This is a genomic window from Nocardiopsis sp. RV163 (genome assembly GCF_001029525.1).
GTDB lineage: Bacteria > Actinomycetota > Actinomycetes > Streptosporangiales > Streptosporangiaceae > Nocardiopsis > Nocardiopsis dassonvillei.
The window spans coordinates 1-21739 of record NZ_LEKI01000104.1; the positions used below are offsets into that span (position 1 = coordinate 1).

Here is a 21739-nt window from a genome sequence, read left to right on the forward strand (position 1 = left end):
GGCGGCTCCGGCAACTGCTCCGTCGGCGGCACGACCTACTACCAGGAGGTCGTGCCGATGATCAACTCCTGGGGCGTCAGCATCCGCACCAGCTGACACACTCTCCAGCACGTCCCCCGTCCGCGCGCAGGCGCGGGCGGGGGACGCCCGTGTGCGGGCCCCGGTACATGCGACCGCGGGGCCCGCGCGGGCGGCGGGCGCGAGCCGGGCACGGTCCCGGCCGGGGCTCAGGGGGCGCGGTGGACGACCCGCCCGTCGAGCACCGTCATCCACGCGTCGACCTCACGCAGCCGCTCGGCGGGCAGGGACTCCACGTCGCGGTCCAGCACCACCAGGTCGGCCAGGTGCCCGGGGCTCAGCGCGCCCAGGCGGTCCTCCACGCCCAGCGCGTGCGCGGCGTCCAGGGTGTGGGCGCGCAGGGCCTCGTGGAGTGTGACGGCCTGCTCGACGCCGATCTCCTCGCCTTCGCGGGTGGTGCGGCACACCGCGTTGGCCACGGTGTCCATCGGACGCAGGCTGGAGACGAAGGAGTCGCTGGAGAGCACCGGGCGCAGCCCCAGGTCCAGTTCCTCGCGCATGGGCTGTAGCCGGTGGGCCCGCTCCCCCAGGCGGCGCAGGAAGTCGCCGCCGCTGTCGTACAGGAAGTTGGGCTGGTTGACGGGGATGACGCCGTAGTCGGTGAAGCGCTTGGCCTGTTCCGGGGTGGGGTAGCCGCAGTGCTCCACGCGCGGGCGCGGGTCGGGTCCCGACACCCGCGCGGCCGAGGCGATGGCGGCCAGGGTGTTGTCCATGGCCGCGTCGCCCTGGGTGTGGACGGCGACCTGCCATCCCTCCGCGGCGGCCCGCGTGACCAGGTCCACGAGCTGGTCGGGGTGGTGGTAGAGGCTGCCCGCGAACTCGCCGTGCTCGCCGTAGGGGACGCTGAACTTGGCGGTGCCGCCCAACAGGGTGCCGTCGGAATAGAACTTCATGCCGGTCAGCCGCAGCCAGTCGTCGCCGAAGGGGCTGGCCAGCCCGGCGGAGGTGAGCGCGTCCAACTGGTGGGACAGCGGCATGCCGAACGTGCGCAGCGGCAGGGTCCCCGCCGCGCGGGCGGCCCGGTACACGCGCAGCTCGCGTGCCGAGACCTGCGGGTCGCACACGGTGGTGACCCCGGCCGACAGGTAGGGGTCGGCCGCCGAGGCCAGCCAGCCCAGGAGCTGTTCGGCGGGCAGGTCGGTGTGGAAGTTGGGGCCGTGGCAGCCGATGTCCACGGCCAGCGGCAGCAGCAGTTCCATGGCCGAGTCCAGGACCATGCCCGTCAGGCGCCCGCCCTCGTCGCGCACGAAGGAGCCGCCAGCCGGATCGGGGACGTCCTCGCCGATGCCGCTCCAGGCCAGGGCGGCGGAGTTGACCACGGCCTGGTGGCCCGAGACGTGGTAGACGATGACCGGGTGCTCCCCGGTGGCCCCGTCCAGGTCGCGGCGGGTGGGCCGCCCTCCCGGGAACTTGGCGTCGTCCATGTGGAAGGCGCGGATCCACTGGCCGGGCGGGGTGCGCTCCGCCTCGGCCCCGATCACGGCGACCAGGTCGGCGGCGCTGCCCACCCGGGGGTACCCGGCGTCGACGGCGGCCAGAGACTCGGCGGTGGAGAGCAGGTGGTTGTGCGGGTCGATGAACCCGGGCAGGACGGTCCGTCCTCCCGCGTCCACCTCCACCGCGCCCGGGCCCGCGGCGGCGCGGGCGGCCTCGGCGTCCCCGGCCAGGCGGACCCGGCCCTCGCGCACGGCCACGGCACGGGCCCGGGGGTTGGCGTCGTCCATGGTCAGGACGTTGGCGTTGTGGATGAGCAGACCGGACACGGGTGGGGTTCCTCCTCGATGGGCTGGCGCCGGACCGGTCGGCCCGGCGGCGGTGCGGGGGGACGCGCGGTGGTCGTGCCACCGCTCGCGGGTGCGGCGGTACGGGCCGCGGGGCCCGGGGGCGTGCCCCGGCTCCCCGCGGCGCTCGTGGGACGGGGGACTCAGGCGGCGGCGAGCTCGTCGTCGCGGTGGCGCGGCGCCCTGGCCAGGCACAGGATGCTCACCACCGACATGGCCATGAGCAGGGCCGCCACCGGGAGGATGCTGCCGGTCGCGGCGAGCAGGGCGGTGCACACGATCGGCGAGAGGCCGCCGAAGATCGCCCCCGCGACCTGGTAGGCGATGGAGATGCTGGTGTAGCGGGTGCGCGGCGGGAACATCTGGGCGAGCACGCGGGCGATGGGCCCGTAGACCGCGGCCATGGCCAGGCGCATCACGCACAGCATCGCGAAGATCAGCACGGTGCTGCCGGTCTCCAGCACCAGGAACTGGGGAAGCGCCAGCACGATGACGCCGACCAGCCCGATGGTGACCACGCGGACCGTGCCGAAACGGTCGCCCAGCCAGGACACGCCCAGGGTCGCGACGAGTTCGACGAACGCGGCCAGACTCAGACCGCTGAGGATGACCTGCTCGCTGATCCCGACCTCGGTGACGCCGTAGGCCTGGAGGAACGTGGTGACGACGTAGTAGCCGCCGACGGCCACCGGCAGGACGCCGATGCCCAGCATCAGGGGGCGCCAGGAACCGCGCACGGCCTCGCGCAGCGGCAGCTCCCGCGGCTGGTCGGTGTCCTCGCGCATGGCCTCGAAGACCGGTGACTCCTCCACCTTCAGCCGGATGAACAGACCCACCAGGACCAGCAGGACCGAGGCGAGGAAGGGCAGGCGCCAGCCCCAGGTGTTGAGCAGGTCGGCGTCCCAGGCGGCGATGAGCCCGAACGAACCCGTGGCCAGCAGCGCACCGGCCGGGTTGCCGAGTTGGGCGAAGGAGCCGTAGAAGGTCTTGCGGTTCTCGGGGGCGTGCTCGACCGCCATCAGGACGGCGCCGCCCCACTCCCCGCCCACGGCGATGCCCTGGACGAAGCGCAGCAGGACCAGCAGCGCCGGGGCGAGGAACCCCGCCTGCTCGTAGGTGGGCAGCAGACCCACGCAGAACGTGGCCGCGCCCATCATCAGCAGCGTGATGACAAGCGCGGACTTGCGGCCCAGGCGGTCACCGAAGTGGCCGAAGACCAGGCCGCCCAGCGGGCGGGCGAAGAAGCCCACCGAGAAGGTGGCGAAGGAGGCCATCAGGCCGATCACCGGGTCGGTGCCGGGCGGGAAGAAGAGGGTGCCGAACACCAGGCTGGCGGCCGTGGCGTAGACGTAGAAGTCGAACCACTCGATGGTGGTGCCGACGAAGGCCGCCACGGCCGCACGCGCGGGGTGCGAGGACGTGGGGGCGGTCCGCTCTGACATGTGTACTCCGTTGCGCGTTCGGTGCGGCCCCGGACCGGGTCGTCCGGTCGGCGGGTGCCGCGGACCGGCGCGGCTCCGCCGTGGCGGGGCCCGCCCGAGGTCGGCGGCCTTCGCCGCCGACACGTCGCGGACAGGCGCGGACGCGGGCCGCAACCCGTGGTTCGGGTGTTGTTGTGACCGTAGACACTCCCCGGCCATCCGTGTCGGGACGGTGTGCACCACGCAAGCTGTTACACATGTGCACAGTGCACAATCCGCGAGGCGGGAGGAGGGGCGTTGGCGATTACGGTCCGCGACATCACGGCCGACCCGGACCTGGAGGTGCGGGTGGCGGCGGGCCGGTCCGGCCTGGACCGGGCGATCCGCTGGGCGCACGTGATCGAGCTGCACGACCCCGTGCGCTGGTTGCGCGGCGGGGAGCTGGTGCTCACGGTCGGGCTGGGGCTGGGCGCCGACGAGCGGGCGCGCCGCGCCTACGTGCGCCGACTGCACGGGGCCGGGTGCGCCGGCCTGGGGATGGCCGTGGACGTGTGGCGGCGCGAGGTTCCGTCCGAGGTGCTGGAGGAGGGCGACGCCCTGGGTCTGCCGATCCTGCGCGTGGAGGGCGAGACCCCCTTCGTCGCGGTGGTGGAGGCGGTGGCCGACCACTACGCGGCCGAGCGCGCACGCGAACAGCACCGGGTGCTCACCGCGCAGGACGCGATGGCGCGCGCGTCGCTGCGCTCGGGCCCGGCAGGGGTGATGGGCGAACTGTCCTCTGCCACATCGGGGGCGTCGCTGCTGCTGGATCGCAACGGGATGACGAGCGCGGCCGTGCCCGACACCGAACCCCCCTGGCACGCGCTGGTGCGCTCGGCCCTGGCGGGGCGCCCGCGCGGGATGACGGTGCTGGCCGACGGGGAGGCGAGCGTCCTCCTCCAGACCCTGGGCCCCGCGGGCCGGACGCTGGGCTGGCTGGCGCTGCGCTGCCCGTCCCCGGTGACGCCGCACGTGCGGATGCTCGCCAACCACGCGGCCTCACTGCTGGCGGTGGACCTGTTGCACTCGCGCGACGCCCGGCGGGCGCTGTACCGCGAACGCGCCCCGGTCCTGCTCGCCGCGGTGACGGAACGGCCCCGGGTGCCGCCGCCCCTGCCCGCCCCGCCCTGGGAGGTGGTGTGCCTGCGGGCCCCCTCGCCCGACCGGCTGCTGGACCACGCGGCGGACGCGCTGACCGACGTGCTCGGCGACACCGGTGCCGCGCGCGACAGCGCTCTGTGCGCCCTGGAGGACGTGCTGGTGGCCGTCCTGCCCGACAGCGGGGGCGCGCCGCGCCCGGGCAGGCGCCTGTTCGAGGCGCTGTCCGCCCCGGGCGCCGGCCCGGTCGCGGCCGGGGCATGCACCGCCCGGGGGCCCGACGACCTGTCCTCGGCCGTGGACCGGGCGCGCCAGGCCGCGACGGAGGGGTACCGGCACGTGGACGAGACCGACGCCTGGGCGCTGCTGCGCTCGGCGGTCCCGGCCGAGGGGGCGCGAGCCTTCGACCAGGCGGTCCTGGGCAGGCTGCGCGCCCACGACGCCCGCAACGGCACGGAACTGGCGCACACGCTGCGCCACTACCTGGACAACAGCGCCCAGGTGGAGGCGACCGCCCGGGACCTGGGCGTGCACCGCAACACCCTGCGTTCGCGGCTGCGCGCCGCCGAGCGGGTGATGGGACGCCGCTTGGACGAGCCCCGCACCCGCCTGGAGCTGTGGACCGCCCTGAGCCTGGAGCCCGTCCGCTGCCACGACGGCACCTGGCACACCTGAGGCGCCCCTGCGACGGCCCGGACGCGGGCGGGCGTCCGCGGCCCCGGGGGGGCGGACACCCGCCGGTCAGCGGCCCCCGGTGAGCACCGCCACCAGGTCGGCCGCGGTCGGGGATGCGTCGAGCAGCTCCCCCACGTGCTCCTTGGTGCCCCGGCGCGGCTCCAGGGTCGGCACCCGCTGGAGCGAGTCGTAGCCCGGCAGGTCGAAGATCACCGAGTCCCAGGAGGCGGCGGCCACCTCGTCGGCGTACTTGGCCAGGCAGCGCCCGCGGAAGTAGGCGCGGGTGTCCTCCGGCGGCTCGGTGACCGCCCGGTCCACCTGGGCCTCCTCCAGCAGGCGCTTCATCCGCCCGCGCGCCACCAGCCGGTTGTAGATGCCCTTGTCCGCCCGCACGTCGGAGTACTGCAGGTCCACCAGTTGCAGGCGCGGGTGCGACCACTCCAGGGAGTCACGGGAGCGGTAGCCCTCCAGCACCTTGAGCTTGGCCACCCAGTCCAGCTCGTCGGCCAGGCTCATCGGGTCGGCGCCCAGCCGGTCGAGCACCGACTCCCAGCGGTCCAGGACGTCGGCGGTGTCGGGGTCCACGTCTGTGCCGAAGCGGTCCTCCACGTACTTGCGGGCCTGGTCCAGGTACTCGCGCTGGAGTTCCAGCGCGGTCATACGCCGCCCGTCGCGCAGCCGCACCCGGTGGGTGAGGCCCGGGTCGTGCGAGACCTCCCGAAGGTCGGCCACCGGGGTCTCCAGGGACAGGTCCGCGCTCAGGAACCCGTCCTCGACCATCGACAGCACCAGCGCCGTCGTCCCCAGCTTGAGGTAGGTGGAGATCTCGCTCATGTTGGCGTCGCCGATGATGACGTGCAGCCGCCGGTACTGGTCGGGGTCGGCGTGCGGTTCGTCCCTGGTGTTGATGATGGGGCGCTTGAGGGTGGTCTCCAGCCCCACCTCGACCTCGAAGAAGTCGGCGCGCTGGGAGATCTGGAAGCCGCTGCCCTGCCCGTCGGAGCCGATGCCGACCTTGCCCGCCCCGCACACCACCTGGCGGGAGACGAAGAACGGGATCAGGTGCCGGACGATGTCGCCGAACGGCGTCGACCGGTGCATCAGGTAGTTCTCGTGGCAGCCGTAGGAGGCGCCCTTGTTGTCGGTGTTGTTCTTGTAGAGCTGGATCGGCTCGATGCCCGGGGTGGCCGCCGCCCGCGCGGCGGCGTCAGCCATCACCCGCTCCCCCGCCTTGTCCCACAGCACCGCGTCGCGCGGGTTGGTGACCTCGGGCGCCGAGTACTCGGGGTGGGCGTGGTCCACGTACAGGCGGGCGCCGTTGGTGAGGATGACGTTGGCCAGGCCCAGGTCCTCGTCGGTGAGCTGCGTGGGATCGGCGACCTCACGTGCCAGGTCGAAGCCGCGCGCGTCGCGCAGCGGATTCTCCTCCTCGAAGTCCCAGCGGGCACGCCGCGCCCGGGCCGCCGAGGCGGCCAGATAGGCGTTGACCACCTGGGTGGAGGTGACCATCGCGTTGGCCCCGGGGTTGCCTGGTACGGAGATCCCGTACTCGGTCTCGATACCCATAATCCGCCGCACACTCATGGTGAGAGGTTATCCACCGAGACGTGGTCTTGAACGCTTCCGCGCCAATTGTGGCCCAAGTGCCGTGTTCTGGGGCGTTGCGCGGTACTGCGGCGTGCCGTTTCCTCGCAGGTCACGGCATACGGAGGCCTCCTCCCGGCTGTCGCGGGCACCGCTTGGGCGCACGCGACCGCCCGCCGCCGGGGGCGCTGTCGCCGGGCTCCGGAGCCGGGCGGCCGCGCCCCGGGGCGGGGGCGCGCCGACGCGCGGGGCCGCGAGCGTTCGTCCGGACCGGAAGTGCGCGCGGCCACCCGTGCCAGCCCCGTCGGCGACGGGTTCCGAACGCTCCCCACGACACCCGTCTGCACCATGGAACAACCTGTTGACGAAAACCGAGTTGACGCCCTGCTCGCCCAGAGGCGCGGTCCCAGCATCGGGCTCTTCCATCGAACCGTCCTCGTGGTCGTGGCGGGTGATGGCGAAGGGCCGCGGACGTGGAGAGCCGGGTCCCGATCCCTTACCCCGCGAATCATCACAGAGAGCAGCAACCGTTGGCGAGCGCGAGGAGGCCGGTGCTCACTCCCCTGCTCCGGCCCGGCGCCGGGCCGGTACCAGAGCAGCGGTACGGCGCGTCCGGGCGGGCCGCGCGGTGTTACTTCGCGGGGGACATGGTCACCTGGGTGATGGTGCGCCCGTTGGCCTGGTCGATCCTGGCCTTCCAGGAGTTCAGTACCACCTCTTCCCCCGGCTCCTGGGGGATGTGGCCCAGCACCGCGATGACCAGTCCGGCGACGGTGACGTAGTCCCCTTCGGGCAGGTCGTCCAGGTGGATGTCGATGTCGGGCAGGTCGTGCACGGGATAGGTCCCGGGCAGGGTGAAGGACCCGTCGGTGTTGCGGGTCACCGTGCGTATGTCGGAATCGGTCTCGTCGTAGATCTCCCCGACGATCTCCTCCAGCAGGTCCTCCAGGCTCACGATTCCGTCGACGCCGCCGACCTCGTTGACGACCACGCCCAACTGCTGGTGTTCGGCGATCATGCGGCGCAGGGCCAACGACACCACCAGGGAATCGGGCAGGAGCAGCGGTTCTCGGGCCAGTTTTCCGGCCTCGGACTCACCGCGCACCAGGTCGGACCAGTGCACGACACCGAGCACGTCGTCCAGGTCGTCGTCGTTCACCACCGGCGCCCGGGAGTGCCCGTGTTCGGCGAGCATCTGCGCCGCCTGGGCCGCGGGTGTGCGGGCGGGGATGGTGAACACCTCTCCACGGGGGACGACGACCTGGCGCAGGCGCCGGTCGTCGATCTCGAAGGCTCCGGAGATGATGGTGCGCTGTTCCCGGGTCATGCCCCGCTGAGTGGCGAGCATGTCGCGCAACTCCTCCTCGCTGACCTCCTCCTTGGCCGCGGAGGGGTCACCGCCCGTCAGGCGCACCACGAGGTTGGTGGAGACGCTCAACAGCCACACCACGGGGCGGGAGAGCATGGCGAGCAGGTCCAGCGGCCGGGCGACCAGCACCGCCCACGTCTCGGCCCGCTGCATGGCGATGCGTTTGGGCGCCAGTTCACCGAAGACCAGTGTGACGAAGGACAGGAGCACCGTGACCAGGACGATCGCCACCGGGCTGGCTGCCGAGCCCAGGAAGCCCAGGGGCTCGATGAGGGGCTGGGCCAGGGACACGGCCGCGGTGGCCGAGGCCAGGAAGCCCGCGAGGGTGATGCCGATCTGGATGGTGGCCAGGAAACGGTTGGGGTCCCGTGCCAGGCGAGCCACCGCACGGCCGCCGGGGCCCCGTGCCGCCAACTGTTTGATCTGCCCTTCCCTGAGGGTGATCAGGGCGATCTCGCTCCCCGCGAACAGGGCGTTGACGAGGACGAGGACAAGGACGAGGCCGAGTTGAACCCCGTAGCTTTCCATAGCTGCTGTCGTCTCCGATGCTGTAGTGCTCTGGCACGGTCCCGTTCGGACCGTGGCACCAGAGCCTCTCACAACCCCGCCCGACGACCGCCCCCGCCTTGTCGTCCGGATGCGAACGGGAGCCGGCGAGGGCCTCTCCTCGGCCCGCTCCGCCTCCGGAGAGGTGTTGACACCGTGCTGACACGGAGACCGGAAACCACCGGCACGGGAAGGGGCCGACCGGTGGTCCGGTCGGCCCCTAAGAGCGCTCCTACAGCCTTGTTCCTACAGGTACTGGCCGGTGTTGGGCACCGTGTCGATGCTCCGACCGGAGTCCGCGCCCTTCTTGCCCGTGACCAGGGTCCGGATGTAGACGATGCGCTCGCCCTTCTTGCCGGAGATGCGCGCCCAGTCGTCGGGGTTGGTGGTGTTGGGCAGGTCCTCGTTCTCGCTGAACTCGTCGACGCAGGCCTGCATCAGGTGCGAGACCCGGATGCCCTTGGACTGCTGGTCGATGAAGTCCTTGATGGCCATCTTCTTGGCCCGGGAGACGATGTTCTCGATCATCGCGCCGGAGTTGAAGTCCTTGAAGTACAGGACCTCCTTGTCACCGTTGGCGTAGGTGACCTCCAGGAAGCGGTTCTCCTCGCCCTCGGTGTACATGCGCTCCACGACCCGCTGGATCATGGCGTCCACCGTGGCCCTGGCCGAACCGCCGTGCTCGACGAGGTCCTCGTCGTGCAGCGGCAGGTCCGTGGTGATGTACTTGCCGAAGATGTCGCGGGCCGCCTCGGCGTCGGGCCGCTCGATCTTGATCTTGACGTCCAGGCGGCCGGGCCGCAGGATCGCCGGGTCGATCATGTCCTCGCGGTTGGAGGCGCCGATGACGATGACGTTCTCCAGGCCCTCCACACCGTCGATCTCGCTCAGGAGCTGGGGCACGATCGTGTTCTCCACGTCGGAGGACACGCCCGAGCCGCGGGTGCGGAAGATAGAGTCCATCTCGTCGAAGAAGACGATGACCGGGGTGCCCTCGGAGGCCTTCTCCCGTGCGCGCTGGAAGACCAGGCGAATGTGCCGCTCGGTCTCGCCCACGTACTTGTTGAGCAGCTCGGGACCCTTGATGTTGAGGAAGAAGCTCTTGCCGACGTCGCGGCCGGTGCGCTCGGCGACCTGCTTGGCCAGCGAGTTGGCGACCGCCTTGGCGATGAGCGTCTTACCGCACCCGGGAGGGCCGTAGAGCAGCACGCCCTTGGGCGGGCGCAACTGGTGCTCGTGGAAGAGCTCCTTGTACAGGTAGGGCAGCTCGACCGCGTCGCGGATCATCTCGATCTGCCCGGAGAGGCCGCCGATGTCGGTGTAGGCGATGTCGGGGACCTCTTCGAGGATGAGCTCCTCGACCTCGGACTTGGGGATGCGCTCGTAGACGTAGCCCGAGCGCGGCTCCAGCAGCAGCGAGTCGCCGGGGCGGATCGTCTCGTCGCGCAGCGGCTCGGCCAGACGGACGATCCGCTCCTCGTCGTGGTGGGAGATCACCAGGGCGCGCTCGCCGTCCTCAAGGATCTCCTTGAGCATGACGACCTCGCCGACGGTCTCGAAGGACTCCACCTCGACGACGTTGAAGGCCTCGTTGAGCATGACCTCCTGGCCGGGGCGCAGGTTGTCCAGGTCCACCGAGGGACTGACGTTGACCCGCATCTTGCGGCCGTTGGTGAAGATCTCGACGGTCTCGTCCTCGCGCGAACCGAGGTAGACGCCGAAGCCCGACGGCGGCTGGGCCAGACGGTCGACCTCCTCCTTGAGCGCCACGATCTGCTCGCGCGCCTCCTTCAAAGTGGAGACGAGCCGTTCGTTCTGGCCGTTGGCGGCGGCGAGGTTGGCCTGTGCCTCCCTCAGCCGCTCCTCCAGCAGGCGTACATGCCGGGGCGAATCGGCGAGCTTGCGCCGAACAACGCTGAGTTCCTTTTCCATGTAGGAGACCTGGGCCGTGAGTTCTTCCACTTCACGGTCCCGGTCGCTCTGACGCTCGTCGTCGCGCTCAGCCACGTCCGCCACCTCCCTATGAGGAACTACATCGGAGCCTACCTACCCCCGCCCTATTCCTAACCTCCCAAGGCCGCAGAGTGTCGTAGGACTCATTTCCAGGTCTTGCGTCCGCACAGGTCAGAGTGCTAGCGGATGACCCGACGTAATGAGAACGTAACCTCTGGGTCCGGCCGCGGGCAAGAAGTCCGCCCCTCCGGGCGATCCCTCCCCGCACACGCCGGAGCCCGCCCGGGCGCGGTCCCCGCGGGGACCGCGCCCGGGCGGGCTCGGACGGTGGATCCGGGGCGAGGGGCCGCGAACTCAGCCGCGGGCGCCGTCTCGGGGGGTCCGCGGGTCGGCGGTGCCCTCCGTGTCCGGCGGACCGGAGGCGTCGGCCGCCCCGTCGGTCACACCGTCACCGCGGGGCGCCTCGGGAACCGCCGCGTCGGTGGCCAGCGCCCGGACCTCCTCGGCCGGGACCGCCTCCTCCGCTCCGTCCGCGCGCCGGTCCTGCTCGCGCGCGGCGGTGAAGTCCTTGCCGTAGGCGCCCTTGGCCGGACGACGGCGGCGCTCGGGGGCCTCGGCCCCGTCGGCCAGGCGGCGCGCGACCACCAGGAAACCGGTGTGCCCGATCATGCGGTGGTCCGGGCGCACGGCCAGGCCCTCCACGTGCCAGGTGCGCAGCATGGTCTCCCACGAGCGCGGCTCGTAGAAGCGGGGGTCCTCGCGCAACTGCTCCACCACGCGCGAGAGCTGTGTGGTGGTGGCGACGTAGCAGCACACCAGCCCACCCGGGATGAGGGCGCCGGCGACCGCGTCCAGGCACTCCCAGGGCGCGAGCATGTCCAGGAAGACGCGGTCGACGTCGGTCTCGTCCAGCTCCTCCACCAGGTCGCCGACGGTGAGCTCCCAGGCCGGGTGCGGACCGCCGTGGAACCTCTCCACGTTCTTGCGGGCGATCTCCGCGAAGTCGGCGCGGCGCTCGTAGGAGTGCACCATGCCGTTCTCACCGACCGCGCGCAGCAGCCAGTTGGACATGGCCCCCGAGCCCGCCCCGGCCTCCACCACGCGCGCGCCGGGGAAGATGTCGGCCTCCACGAGCACCTGGGCGGCGTCCTTGGGGTAGACGATGGTCGCGCCCCGCTTCATCGACAGGGTGTAGTCGATCAGCAGGGGGCGCAGCGCCACGTAGGCCGTGCCGGTGTTGGAGCGCACCACACTGCCCTCGGGCTGTCCGATGAGGTCGTCGTGGTCGACCTTGCCCTTGTGGGAGTGGAAGGCGGCGCCCTCTCGCAGGGTGATGGTGTGCATGCGACCCTTGGGGTCGGTCAACTGCACGGTGTCGCCGTCGGTGAAGGGGCCGCGGCGGCCATGGATACCGGTCAACGTCGCTCTCGTCTTCCCACGTCGCTATTGGTTGGCAGGGCGATCGCCCAGGCTATCGGCCCCCCGGTACCGCGGCGAACGCGCACGGGGCGCCCGCGCGTGCGAAATCCCCGCCCCCAGGGCAGTATTCAGCCTGACGGGCTCCTGACCGCGCCCGGACACCACACGAGGACCACGGGAGAAGACGACCCATGTCACAGCTGAACACGGGGCTGGGAATCGACATCGGCGGCAGCGGGATCAAGGGCGCGCCGGTCGACCTGAGCACCGGCGAGTTCCTCAAGGAGCGCACGAAGGTCCTCACCCCCGACCGCTCCGACCCCGAGGCGGTGGCCGAGATCGTGCACGGGATCGCCGAGCGCTTCCCCGAGGCGGCGGGCATGCCCCTGGGCGTGACCTTCCCGGGCGTGGTGCAGGGCGGTGTGGTGCGCACCGCGGCCAACCTGGACAAGAGCTGGATCGGCACCGACGCGCGGTCGCTGTTCGCCGGGGCCACGGGCCGCCCGGTGCGCGTGCTCAACGACGCCGACGCCGCCGCCGTGGCCGAGACCCGCTACGGCGCGGCCAGGGACGTGCCGGGGGTGGTGCTGATGACCACCCTGGGCACGGGGATCGGCACCGCCCTGGTGGTGGACGGGCGCCTGGTGCCCAACACCGAGTTCGGGCATTTGGAGATCGACGGCCACGACGCCGAGACGCGGGCCTCCTCGGGCGCCAAGGAACGCGAGGAGCTGTCCTACCGCGAGTGGGCGACCGAGCGGCTCCAGCGCTACTACCGGGTCGTGGAGGACCTGCTGTGGCCGGACCTGATAGTGGTCGGCGGCGGGGTCAGCCGCAAGGCGGAGAAGTTCCTGCCGCTACTGGACATCCGCACGCCCGTCGTGGCCGCCTCGCTGCTCAACACGGCCGGGATCGTCGGCGCCGCCCTGGCCGCCGCCGAGTCCGAGTCGGGCTGAGGCGGCCCGGACGGCCGGACCTCGGGACGCGGACGAGCCGCCTGGCGCGGTGGTTCGGCCGCTCCTGCGGGATACACGCCGGGGGCCTTCCGCTCGGCGGACCGCCCCCGCTCAGCCCTCGCCGACGGACAGGGACAGTGCGACCACGATCCGCCGGGCGGCGGCGGAGGTGTGCGCGACCGGCGAGAGGGGCACGCCCGCCAGAGCCGTGGGCAGCCCGTCCTGGAGCGGCCAGCGCATCCACCACCACAGGTCCCCGCGGTGGGGCCGCAGCAGGGCGCGGTGGGGCCGGGTGCGGGGACCGGCGTCCACCGCCCCGCACAACCCGTCCTCACGGGCCTCCACCCCGCGTGAGCGCAACTCGGCGGCCAGCCCGCGCAGGGCGAGGTTCGTCAGCTCCACACGGTCCACCAGCCCGGCCGTACCCGGGTCACGCCTCAGGCTCGGACTCCCCGCCGGCGGGGTCTCAACGGTCAACGGGACTCCCCTCCCCTTCCCAGACGCCTCTGGGACCAACGACCCTTGCACTCTGCCGTACACGGAGGGAGAACCGCCGGTCCTATGCGGATCACGCATACGCACTTCTTTCTTACACATAGCCACCAGCGGCGCCCGGAGTCCCTAACCTAAGCTCATGCCCCAACCAGACGGCGTTCTTCCAGCGGACCTGTGGACACGTCCCCGCATGGCGGGTGCCCTGGCCACCTGCGACATGGCGACGGTCATCGAGGGAGTGCGCGCGGCGCACGGTTGGTCCCAGGGTGACCTCGCCCGCGCGATCGACTACTCCCAGAGCTGGGTCTCGCGCGTGGTCAACGGCCAGCAGTCGCTGACCGTCAGCCAGGTACACGACCTCGCCCGACGCCTGGACATCCCGCTGCACCTGCTGGGTTTCGGCGGTACCGCGCCCCAGGCCCGTCCCGCAGAGAAGGGGGTGGACACCACGAGGCGCCGCGACTTCGGACGCGCGGTGGCCGCGGGAGCGCTGCTCACCGCCACCACCGCCACCACCGGTTCGGCTCCGGCCCCGGTGGCGTCGGACCCGTGCCCCGACACCGTCAACGAGACGACCGCGCACTCCCTGCGCGCCATCACCGGGGGCCAGCGCCGCATGGACGCCACCTCCCCCTCCCGCCACCTGCTGCCCAGCGCAGTTGCGCACGTGCATCTGGCCGAGCACATGCGTGGGCAGGCGCACGGGACGCCGTTCCACGGCGAGTTGAGCGCCGCGGCCAGCGAGGCCTCCGGCTTCGCCGCCTGGCTGCACGCCGACCGCGGAGACATGGGATCGGCCAGGGCGCACTACCGCACCGCCGTGACCCGCGCCCGCCAGGCGGACACGCGCCTGCTCGACGTCTACATGCTGGGCTCCCTGGCCGCCTTCGAGACCGACACCGCCGAGGACCACCACCTCGGCCTCGGGCTGGTCCAGGAGGCGGAACGCGTCCTGGGCCCGGCCGCCCACCCCACCGCGCGCGCCTGGCTGGCCTGCGTGGGGGCGCTCGCGCACGCCGGGAACGGGGACGGCGCGGCGGCCGCGCGCGCCCTGGGCCGGGCGGAGCGGGAGGTGGCCCGCTCCGCCAACACCGACCCGCCCTGGCCGTGGGTGTTCGCCTTCGACGAGGCCAAGGTCGCCGGCTACCGCGCCCGGGTGGGCGTGCGGCTGCGCCAGCCGCACGACGCCCGGCGGGCCTTCTCCGAGGCCTTCGCGACCCACGGGGGCAACCCCAAGCAGTCCGCGGTCCTCCAGGTGGAACTGGCCTCGGCGCACGCCGAGGCGGGGGACGTGGACGAGGCCTTCCACCTGGTCAACGAGGCGCTGAACACGGGCGTGCGCTACGAGTCCGAGCGGATCATCGGGCGGGTCCGGACCTTTCGCCGCCGCTACTCGGGAACGCGGGCGCGCTGCGCGGCCGTCCTGGACGACCGGCTCCTGTCCCTGGTGAAGGGGAGCGCCGCACAGGGGTAGGAAAAACGCGAAGCGACCATCAAGGAGGTCCCGTGATCCACATCGCGGTCACCGGTCACCGAGACCTGGCCCCGGACGTGCGACGCACCGTCACCGCGCTGCTCACCGCCCACCTGGAGCCCTACGGCTGCGAGATGGTGGGCCTGTCCTGCCTGGCCGACGGCGCCGACGCCGTCTTCGCCGAGACGGTCGTCGCCGCCGGAGCTCCGCTGGAGGCGGTCGTCCCCGCCTCCGGCTACCGCCAGGCGCTGCCAGAGCAGCACCACCCCGTCTACGACCGCCTCCTGCGACGGGCCGTCCTCGTGCACACGCTGCCCCACACCGACTCCACTCCCGAGGCGCACATGGAGGCCGGAAGGCTGCTCGTGAGCCGCTGCGACCAGCTCCTGGCCGTCTGGGACGGCCGACCCGCCCGCGGCCCCGGCGGCACCGCCGACGTGGTGGCCTACGCGCGCTCACTCTTTCGCCCGGTCTCGGTGCTGTGGCCCGAAGGCGCCCGCCGCTGACCCGGTTCAGCGCCGGCCCGAGACCACCGCGTTGACGTCCGCGGCCCTGAGCACCCCGCGCACCCCGCCTGCCTCGTCCACCACCACGTACTCAGGCAGCGGATGCCCCGTCAGCTCCCGTAGCAACTCCTCACCCTCCAACCCCACAGGCACCAGAGAATGCTCGGTCACCGCCCGGGACACGCTCGACACCGGCACCCACGCCCGGCGCTGCGGCTCGATCGCCCCGGCCGCCGCCGGGTGCACCACCGCAGTGGGAGCGCCCCCGGCGTCGGTCACCACGATCTCCACCGCCTCCGCATCGCGCGCCCGGCGCTCGGCCTCGGCCAGCGGCGTGTCGGCCGGCACCGTCACCGAGGACCGGGCCAGGTCCCGGGCCCGCAGACGCGGGACGCGCTCACGCACCCGGGCGGAGCGCAGCGCTTCGGAGGCGCCCATCCACATGAAACCGCCCAGGACGAAGCCCCACACCACGCTCCACGGGCTGAGCCGTCCACCCGCCCACCACGCGATCAGGAACGGCAGCGCCACCACCAGCAGCGCCAGCACCCGACCGCCCCAAGCCGCGGCCACGCTCCCCGCGAAGGGCCGACCCGTCACCTTCCACACCCCGGCGCGCAGCAGCCGCCCGCCGTCCAGCGGAAGCCCCGGCAACAGGTTGAACGCACCCACCAGCAGGTTGGCGATCCACAGCTGGAACAGCAGCTCACCCACCACGGTGCGCGGCTCGGTGAACAGGTACAGACCGAACCCGCCCGCCGCCAGCACCAGGGAGAACAGCGGACCGGCGAACGCGATCCAGAACTCGCGCCCCGGCGTGGGCGCCTCGCGCTCGATCTCGGAGACCCCGCCCAGCACGTACAGCACGATGCGCCGGACCGGCAGCCCGTACATGCGCGCGACCAGCGCGTGCGCCAGTTCGTGCACCAGCACCGACGCGTAGAGCAGCACGGCGAAGACGAAGGCCAGCAGGTAGGCGCCCGGCCCCAGCGCCAGGCGCCCCTGGACCACACCGCCGTAGACCAGGGTGATCAACGCCGCGACGATCAGCCACGAGGAGGTCACGTACACGGGGATGCCGAAGGGGCGGCCGATCAGTAACCCCGGTCTGGCGGAACGCTCGCGGGGTCTGGGCTCGGATGGGTCACTACCGGTCGTCACGCTCCCAGCCTACGGCCCGCCCGCCCCGACCCCGAGGCACCCACGACCGCGCTCCGCGCCGCACCGCCCCTCCGCAGGCCGCCCTCTCCCCTCGCGGCCTGTCGCGACCTTCTCATAGGCTCGTTCCATGACCACCGCGCTCCTGCCGTCCGCCCTCTCACCCTCCCGGGCCTCCGACTTCCTCCAGTGCCCCCTGCTGTTCCGCTTCCGCACCATCGACCGCCTCCCCGAGGCGCCCAGCGCGGCGGCCCTGCGCGGCACCCTCGTCCACGCCTGCCTGGAGCGCCTGTACGAGCTGCCCGCCGAGTCGCGCAACCCGCGCAACGCCGTCGGCCTGGTCGAGCCCCAGTGGAAGAAGCTGCGCGAGAGGAAGCCCGAGCTGGACGAGCTTTTCGCCGACGACGCCGAGCGCGACACCTGGCTGGCGTCCGCCCGAGACCTGGTCCGCCGCTACTTCGACCTGGAGAACCCCACCGCCCTGGAGCCGCGCGACCGGGAGATGCGCCTGGACGTGTCCCTGCCCACCGGCCTGCGGCTGCGCGGCTACGTGGACCGCATCGACGTCACCCCCTCCGGCCAGATCCGGATCGTGGACTACAAGACCGGCAAGTCCCCCGCGCCCCGCTTCGAGGACAAGGCCCGGTTCCAGATCTTCTTCTACGCGGTCATGATCTGGCGCGACCTCGGCGTCGTCCCCACCCGCCTGCAACTCGTCTACCTGGGCGGCGACGGAGCTGTGCGCTGGTACGACCCCACCGAGGACGAACTCAGGGCCGCGGAGACCGAGATCGCCGACATCTGGGCGCGGATCGAGGCCGCCGGACGCGCCGGGGTGTGGGAGCCCCGCAGGAGCAAGCTCTGCGGCTGGTGCGAGCACCAGGCACTGTGCCCGGAGTTCGGCGGCACCCCGCCGCCCCTGCCCGCGCCGACGGACCGCCCACGCGGGTGACCCCGCCCGGGATACGGCACAATTCCCCCTGTGCCCGTCTCAGTACTGCTGGTCGACGACCAGCCCCTCGTCCGCGCCGGTTTCCGCATGATCCTGGAGTCCGCCCCCCACCTGTCCGTCGTGGGCGAGGCCTCCGACGGCCGCGAGGCGGTCCGCGAGACCCGCAGCCTGCTGCCCGACGTCGTCCTCATGGACGTGCGCATGCCCGGCATGGACGGGATCGAGGCCACCCGGCAGATCGTGTCGTGGGCGCGGCCCCTGGGCCACCGGGTGCGGGTCCTGGCGCTGACCACCTTCGACCTGGACGAGTACGCCGTCGAGGTGCTGCGCGCGGGTGCCTCCGGGTTCCTGCTCAAGGACGCGCCGCCCGCCGAACTCGTCTCGGCCGTCGAGGTGGTCGCGGACGGGGCGGCGGCCGTCTCCCCCACCGTGCTCAACCGCCTGCTCGACCGCTTCGCCCCGCTCCTGACCTCCGCCTCCCCCGGCGCCGAACCCGCCGAGGACACCCTGACCGCCCGCGAACACGAGGTCCTGCGCCTGCTCGCGCGCGGGTGGTCCAACGCCGAGATCGCCGCCCACCTGGTCCTGGGCGAGACCACCGTCAAGTCCCACGTCGGCAGCATCCTCACCAAGCTGGAACTGCGCGACCGGGTCCAGGCAGTGGTCTACGCCTACGAGCACGGCCTGGTCCGCCCCGGCGAGCACGACCAAGGCCCCGGCTGACACCGCCGACACGCGTTCCGGGGCACCTGGCCACCAGGTGCCCCGCCCCCTGCCCCCGACACGCGCACCGGGCCACCAGGTTCACCGGCCTGCGCCGACACGCGGTCCCGACGCGCCAGGCCCCGCCCCGCAGGGGCTGCGGCTCGATCCGGTCCCGGCCGGGACCCCCCGCGCACGGGCCCCGGGCGCGTCGCTGTGGACGGGCCCCCGGCCTTGACAGGATGATCCGGTGATCGAACTCACCGGCCACGAACCCCGTTCCGGGCGAACCCCGCCCTCGGGGACCGCGTCCCCTCATGGGTTGTCCACAGCACGCCGGTCACCACGGGTACAGGCGGGGAGGAGACGGAGACAGGAATGCCAAGCAAGCGGGAGCGGCCCGTGCCCCCGAGCGAGGACCGCCTGCTCAGCAGGATGCGGGACTGGCGGGAGGCGCACGAGCGGGAGTTGACCCCGGACGGCTTCGACGAGACCGAGGACGTCAACCTCCCCGACGCCCGCGCCATCGACCTGGTGCTGCGGGTGGGCGAGCTGATGCTCGCCAGCGGAGAGGGCACGGAGGCCGTCAGCGAGGCGATGCTCAGCCTCTCCGTCGCCTTCGACCTGCCCCGCTCGGAGGTCTCGGTCACCTTCACCACCATCACCCTGTCCACCCACCCCGGGGGCGAACACCCCCCGATCACCGGCGAACGGGTGGTGCGCCGCCGCACCCTGGACTACTTCCGCGTCAACGAACTGCACACCCTGGTGCAGCAGTGCGCGCTCGGCCTGCTGGAACTGGAGGACGCCACCGCCCGCCTGACCCAGATCAGGCGCGCCCGGATGCCCTACCCCAACTGGCTCATCGCGGTCGGGTTCGGCCTCATCGCCTCCAGTGCGAGCCTCATGGTGGGCGGCGGCCCGATCGTGGCGACCGCGGCCTTCCTGGCCACCGTCATGGGCGACCGCACGTCGGTGTTCCTGGCCAAGCGGGGCGTCGCGGAGTTCTACCAGATGGCGGGCGCGGCGGTGGTGGCCGCCACGATCGGCGTGGCTCTGCTGTGGGCCAGCACCACGCTGGACCTCGGGCTCCAGGCCGGGGCGATCATCACCGGCAACATCATGGCCCTGCTGCCCGGACGCCCGCTGGTCTCCAGCCTCCAGGACGGCATCAGCGGCACCTACGTCTCGGCGGCGGCACGCCTGCTGGAGACCTTCTTCATCCTGGGCGCGATCGTGTCCGGCGTGGGCGCGGTCGCCTACACCGCCCAGCGCCTGGGCGTGAGCATCAACCTGGAGGACCTCCCCTCCGCGGGGACCTCGGTGGAGGTCCCCGTGCTGATCGGCGCGGCGGGGATCGCGGTGGCCTTCGCCATCTCGCTGGCCGTACCGCCCCGGATGCTGCCGATGATCGGCGTGCTCGGCGTGCTGATCTGGGTGATCTACGCGAGTATGCGCGACCTGCTGCACGTGCCCGCGGTGGTGGGCACTGTCGCGGGCGCGGTCGCGGTGGGTGTGGTGGGCCACTGGCTGGCGCGGCGCACGCGCAGACCGGTGCTGCCCTACCTGGTCCCGTCGATCGCCCCCCTGCTGCCCGGCAGCATCCTGTACCGGGGCCTGATCGAGATCACGCAGGGCGACCCCTCAGCCGGGCTGCTCAGCCTCGCGGAGGCGGTCACGGTGGGCCTGGCGCTGGGGGCGGGGGTCAACCTCGGCGGCGAGCTGGTCAGGGCCTTCCAGCACGGCGGGCTGGCCGGCGCGGGGATGCGCAGCCGCCCGGCGGCGCGCCGGACACGCGGCGGGTACTGAGTTCCTCGTGGCCGGGGCCGGACAGGGCAGAACCATTGCTGGCCTGGGGGTATCCCACTTCCCGAGAGCGGACGACAGCGGCGAAGCGAACACATCCGTGTTAAACCGCGACAAGCATGTGATGTGAACCACTACTCTTGGCGTCAGCTCAACGACGAGCACCTCTGGACCGAAAGGCCTGTCCCATGTGCAGCCACGAACCCGCCTGCCCGTCCTTCGAGGACACCGACCGCGAAGCGGCCCGGGTCGTCTCCAGCCGCCCCGAACAGGGCTGGAGCCTGCTCTGCAACGGTGTCGTCCTCTTCGACGACACCGGTGAGCTTCTTCCCGACGGGGCGGTCGTCGCCCCGCACCGACCCCGCGTCGCGGCCTGACGCGCGGCCGCACCGACACACCCCGGCCGCGAGGCCGACGCACCCCGCCCGGCGCACACACCCCGGGCGGTGACGTGTCCCCTGACGGCCCCGGTGACCGCGCGAGCGCCGGGGCCCGTCCCCGGCCCTCACTCCCGGACCGGGTCGGGCCACCCCTCCGGCAGCACGTCCCGGCCGCCCATCGCCTCACTCAGCCGACGCCGGAAGTCGGCGTGCACACCGGGGCCCCACACCAGTCCGCTCGGCGTGCGCAGCGCCTCCTCCATGGCGGAACGCAGCGCCGCTGGGCGCGCCTCCCCCTCTGCCACCGGCAGCGCCAGCAGGGAGTGCATCTGGGTGACCACGGCGAACAGCTCCCCCGCCAGCGCGGGCGCGCTCGCGGTCGCCGCGGCCTCCTCCAGGTAGGGGTCCCACCACGGCTCCCCGGCCCCGCCGTCCCCGTCCTCCTCGGGCGCGGCGAAGCCCGTGCGCAGCCTCCGGCGCACCTGCCCCGCGGTGTCCGGGTCCCGGTCCCCCAGGCCCAGCCGCCAGACCCGCTCGGCCGCGCCGGGGTCCCCGCGCAGGGCCAGCAGCCCGGCCAGGAGTTCCACCGCGGCGGCGAAGGTGCCCGGCGCGGCCCCCGGCCCCCCTGTTCCCTCGGAGACCGCGTCCGGGTCCGGGTCCACGATGGCGCCGACGTCGGCGATGGCGTGCTCCAAGTGGGCGGCGGCGCGCAGCAGGCGCAGACCGGGATCGTCCGCGACCGACAGGCCGCGTTCGACCGCGGCAGCGGCAGCGCCCGGCCGCCCCCGTCCCAGCAGGCGTTCGGCCAGGTCACGGGAGGCCTCCACGACCGTGGCGGCTTGCAGGCGGCCTAGCGAACCGGGATCGGGCGGCAGTGCCAGCGCCGCCTCCCAGTGCTCCTCGGCTCCGCCGGTGTCGCCTCGCCCCTCGGCGGAGCGGGCCAGCCCGTAGTGCGCCACCGCCGTGTAGTCGGACCCGCCCAGGTCGAGCAGGCGGCGCCAGAGGCGGTCTGCCTCGGCGTGGTCGCCGTCCTGTTCGAGGGAGAGCGCCAGATGGTAGGCGGCGCGCGGGGCGTAGCGCGGATCGCCGGTGGCCAGGGCGCGGCGGGCGGCCTCACGGGCGGCGGCCGGGTCGCCCCGCTGGTCCTCGACCACGGCCAGGCCGAGCAGTGCGCGGGCCTGCACCCGCGGGTGGGGGTTGGCGGCCACCGCCTGTCGGTAGAGCCCGGCCGCGCGTTTGAGGTGGCCGCTCTCGGCGAGGTCCTGGGCCTGGTCGCACAGTTCGGCGGCAGCCTGCCCGGTCGGCGCCTCCGCCTCGTCCGTGTCCCGGGGATCGGTGGCCGAGCGG

At 72.8% G+C, this 21739-nt stretch carries 17 protein-coding genes; 8 read left to right on the forward strand and 9 right to left on the reverse strand.

All coding sequences use genetic code 11. The annotated features are described in order from the left end of the window. Positions 1-227: 227 nt before the first annotated feature. Positions 228-1841 (reverse strand): amidohydrolase, encoded by a 1614-nt coding sequence (locus tag ABD54_RS17790; protein WP_047870627.1) that lies wholly within the window; start codon positions 1839-1841, stop codon positions 228-230. 161 nt (positions 1842-2002) lie between these two features. Next, positions 2003-3301 carry an MFS transporter gene (locus tag ABD54_RS17795; protein ID WP_047870628.1) on the reverse strand — a complete coding sequence of 433 codons (1299 nt, stop codon included), beginning with the start codon at positions 3299-3301 and terminating at the stop codon, positions 2003-2005. A 276-nt stretch (positions 3302-3577) separates the two neighbouring features. On the opposite strand from ABD54_RS17795, the gene ABD54_RS17800 reads away from it, so the two are divergent. After that, entirely contained in the window at positions 3578-5092 is a 1515-nt protein-coding gene (locus tag ABD54_RS17800) for a PucR family transcriptional regulator (RefSeq protein ID WP_047870629.1), read from the forward strand. 66 nt (positions 5093-5158) lie between these two features. Here the strand turns inward: ABD54_RS17800 and dop are convergent, their stop codons facing one another. From dop to ABD54_RS17820, 4 genes are all read right to left on the reverse strand, one after another. Further along, positions 5159-6676 (reverse strand): depupylase/deamidase Dop, encoded by a 1518-nt coding sequence (gene dop, locus ABD54_RS17805; protein WP_047870630.1) that lies wholly within the window; start codon positions 6674-6676, stop codon positions 5159-5161. 631 nt (positions 6677-7307) lie between these two features. Further along, positions 7308-8573 carry a hemolysin family protein gene (locus ABD54_RS17810; RefSeq protein ID WP_047870631.1) on the reverse strand — a complete coding sequence of 422 codons (1266 nt, stop codon included), beginning with the start codon at positions 8571-8573 and terminating at the stop codon, positions 7308-7310. Positions 8574-8837: 264 nt separating this feature from the next. Then, entirely contained in the window at positions 8838-10607 is a 1770-nt protein-coding gene (gene arc, locus ABD54_RS17815; RefSeq protein WP_152692059.1) for a proteasome ATPase, read from the reverse strand. Positions 10608-10898: 291 nt separating this feature from the next. Then, positions 10899-11963: a tRNA (adenine-N1)-methyltransferase gene (locus tag ABD54_RS17820; protein ID WP_082166878.1), complete on the reverse strand. Its 1065-nt coding sequence runs from the start codon at positions 11961-11963 to the stop codon at positions 10899-10901. Between the two features lie 191 nt (positions 11964-12154). Here ABD54_RS17820 and ppgK point away from each other — a divergent pair, with 191 nt between their 5' ends. Continuing rightward, a complete protein-coding gene (ppgK, locus tag ABD54_RS17825) occupies positions 12155-12919 on the forward strand; it encodes a polyphosphate--glucose phosphotransferase (protein WP_047870633.1) in 765 nt (254 codons plus the stop codon). A gap of 111 nt (positions 12920-13030) precedes the next feature. Here ppgK and ABD54_RS17830 read toward each other — a convergent pair whose 3' ends face one another. After that, complete coding sequence (locus tag ABD54_RS17830) at positions 13031-13396, reverse strand: hypothetical protein (RefSeq protein WP_047870634.1); 366 nt, start codon at positions 13394-13396, stop codon at positions 13031-13033. 208 nt (positions 13397-13604) lie between these two features. Here ABD54_RS17830 and ABD54_RS17835 point away from each other — a divergent pair, with 208 nt between their 5' ends. Together ABD54_RS17835 and ABD54_RS17840 are read left to right on the forward strand one after the other, a co-directional pair. After that, positions 13605-14888, forward strand: coding sequence for a helix-turn-helix transcriptional regulator (locus ABD54_RS17835; RefSeq protein WP_082166879.1), 1284 nt, complete (start codon positions 13605-13607; stop codon positions 14886-14888). A gap of 32 nt (positions 14889-14920) precedes the next feature. Further along, the gene (locus tag ABD54_RS17840; RefSeq protein WP_047870636.1) at positions 14921-15394 is read left to right on the forward strand and encodes a hypothetical protein; all 474 of its coding nucleotides are present in this window, start codon (positions 14921-14923) and stop codon (positions 15392-15394) included. Positions 15395-15400: 6 nt separating this feature from the next. Here ABD54_RS17840 and ABD54_RS17845 read toward each other — a convergent pair whose 3' ends face one another. After that, positions 15401-16465 carry a site-2 protease family protein gene (locus tag ABD54_RS17845; protein WP_047870637.1) on the reverse strand — a complete coding sequence of 355 codons (1065 nt, stop codon included), beginning with the start codon at positions 16463-16465 and terminating at the stop codon, positions 15401-15403. 217 nt (positions 16466-16682) lie between these two features. Here ABD54_RS17845 and ABD54_RS17850 point away from each other — a divergent pair, with 217 nt between their 5' ends. The 4 genes from ABD54_RS17850 (at position 16683) to ABD54_RS17865 (ending at position 20389) form a co-directional block, all read left to right on the forward strand. Continuing rightward, entirely contained in the window at positions 16683-17504 is an 822-nt protein-coding gene (locus ABD54_RS17850; RefSeq protein ID WP_047870638.1) for a RecB family exonuclease, read from the forward strand. 30 nt (positions 17505-17534) lie between these two features. Continuing rightward, a complete protein-coding gene (locus tag ABD54_RS17855; protein ID WP_047870639.1) occupies positions 17535-18227 on the forward strand; it encodes a response regulator transcription factor in 693 nt (230 codons plus the stop codon). Between the two features lie 357 nt (positions 18228-18584). Further along, the gene (locus ABD54_RS17860; protein WP_235432103.1) at positions 18585-20015 is read left to right on the forward strand and encodes a threonine/serine exporter ThrE family protein; all 1431 of its coding nucleotides are present in this window, start codon (positions 18585-18587) and stop codon (positions 20013-20015) included. A 185-nt stretch (positions 20016-20200) separates the two neighbouring features. Next, on the forward strand, positions 20201-20389 hold the full coding sequence (locus ABD54_RS17865) for a DUF5999 family protein (protein ID WP_047870640.1): 189 nt from the start codon (positions 20201-20203) through the stop codon (positions 20387-20389). Positions 20390-20517: 128 nt separating this feature from the next. On the opposite strand, the gene ABD54_RS17870 is transcribed toward ABD54_RS17865, so the two are convergent. Then, positions 20518-21739: tetratricopeptide repeat protein (locus tag ABD54_RS17870; RefSeq protein ID WP_047870641.1), on the reverse strand; the 1222-nt coding region annotated here is incomplete at its 5' end.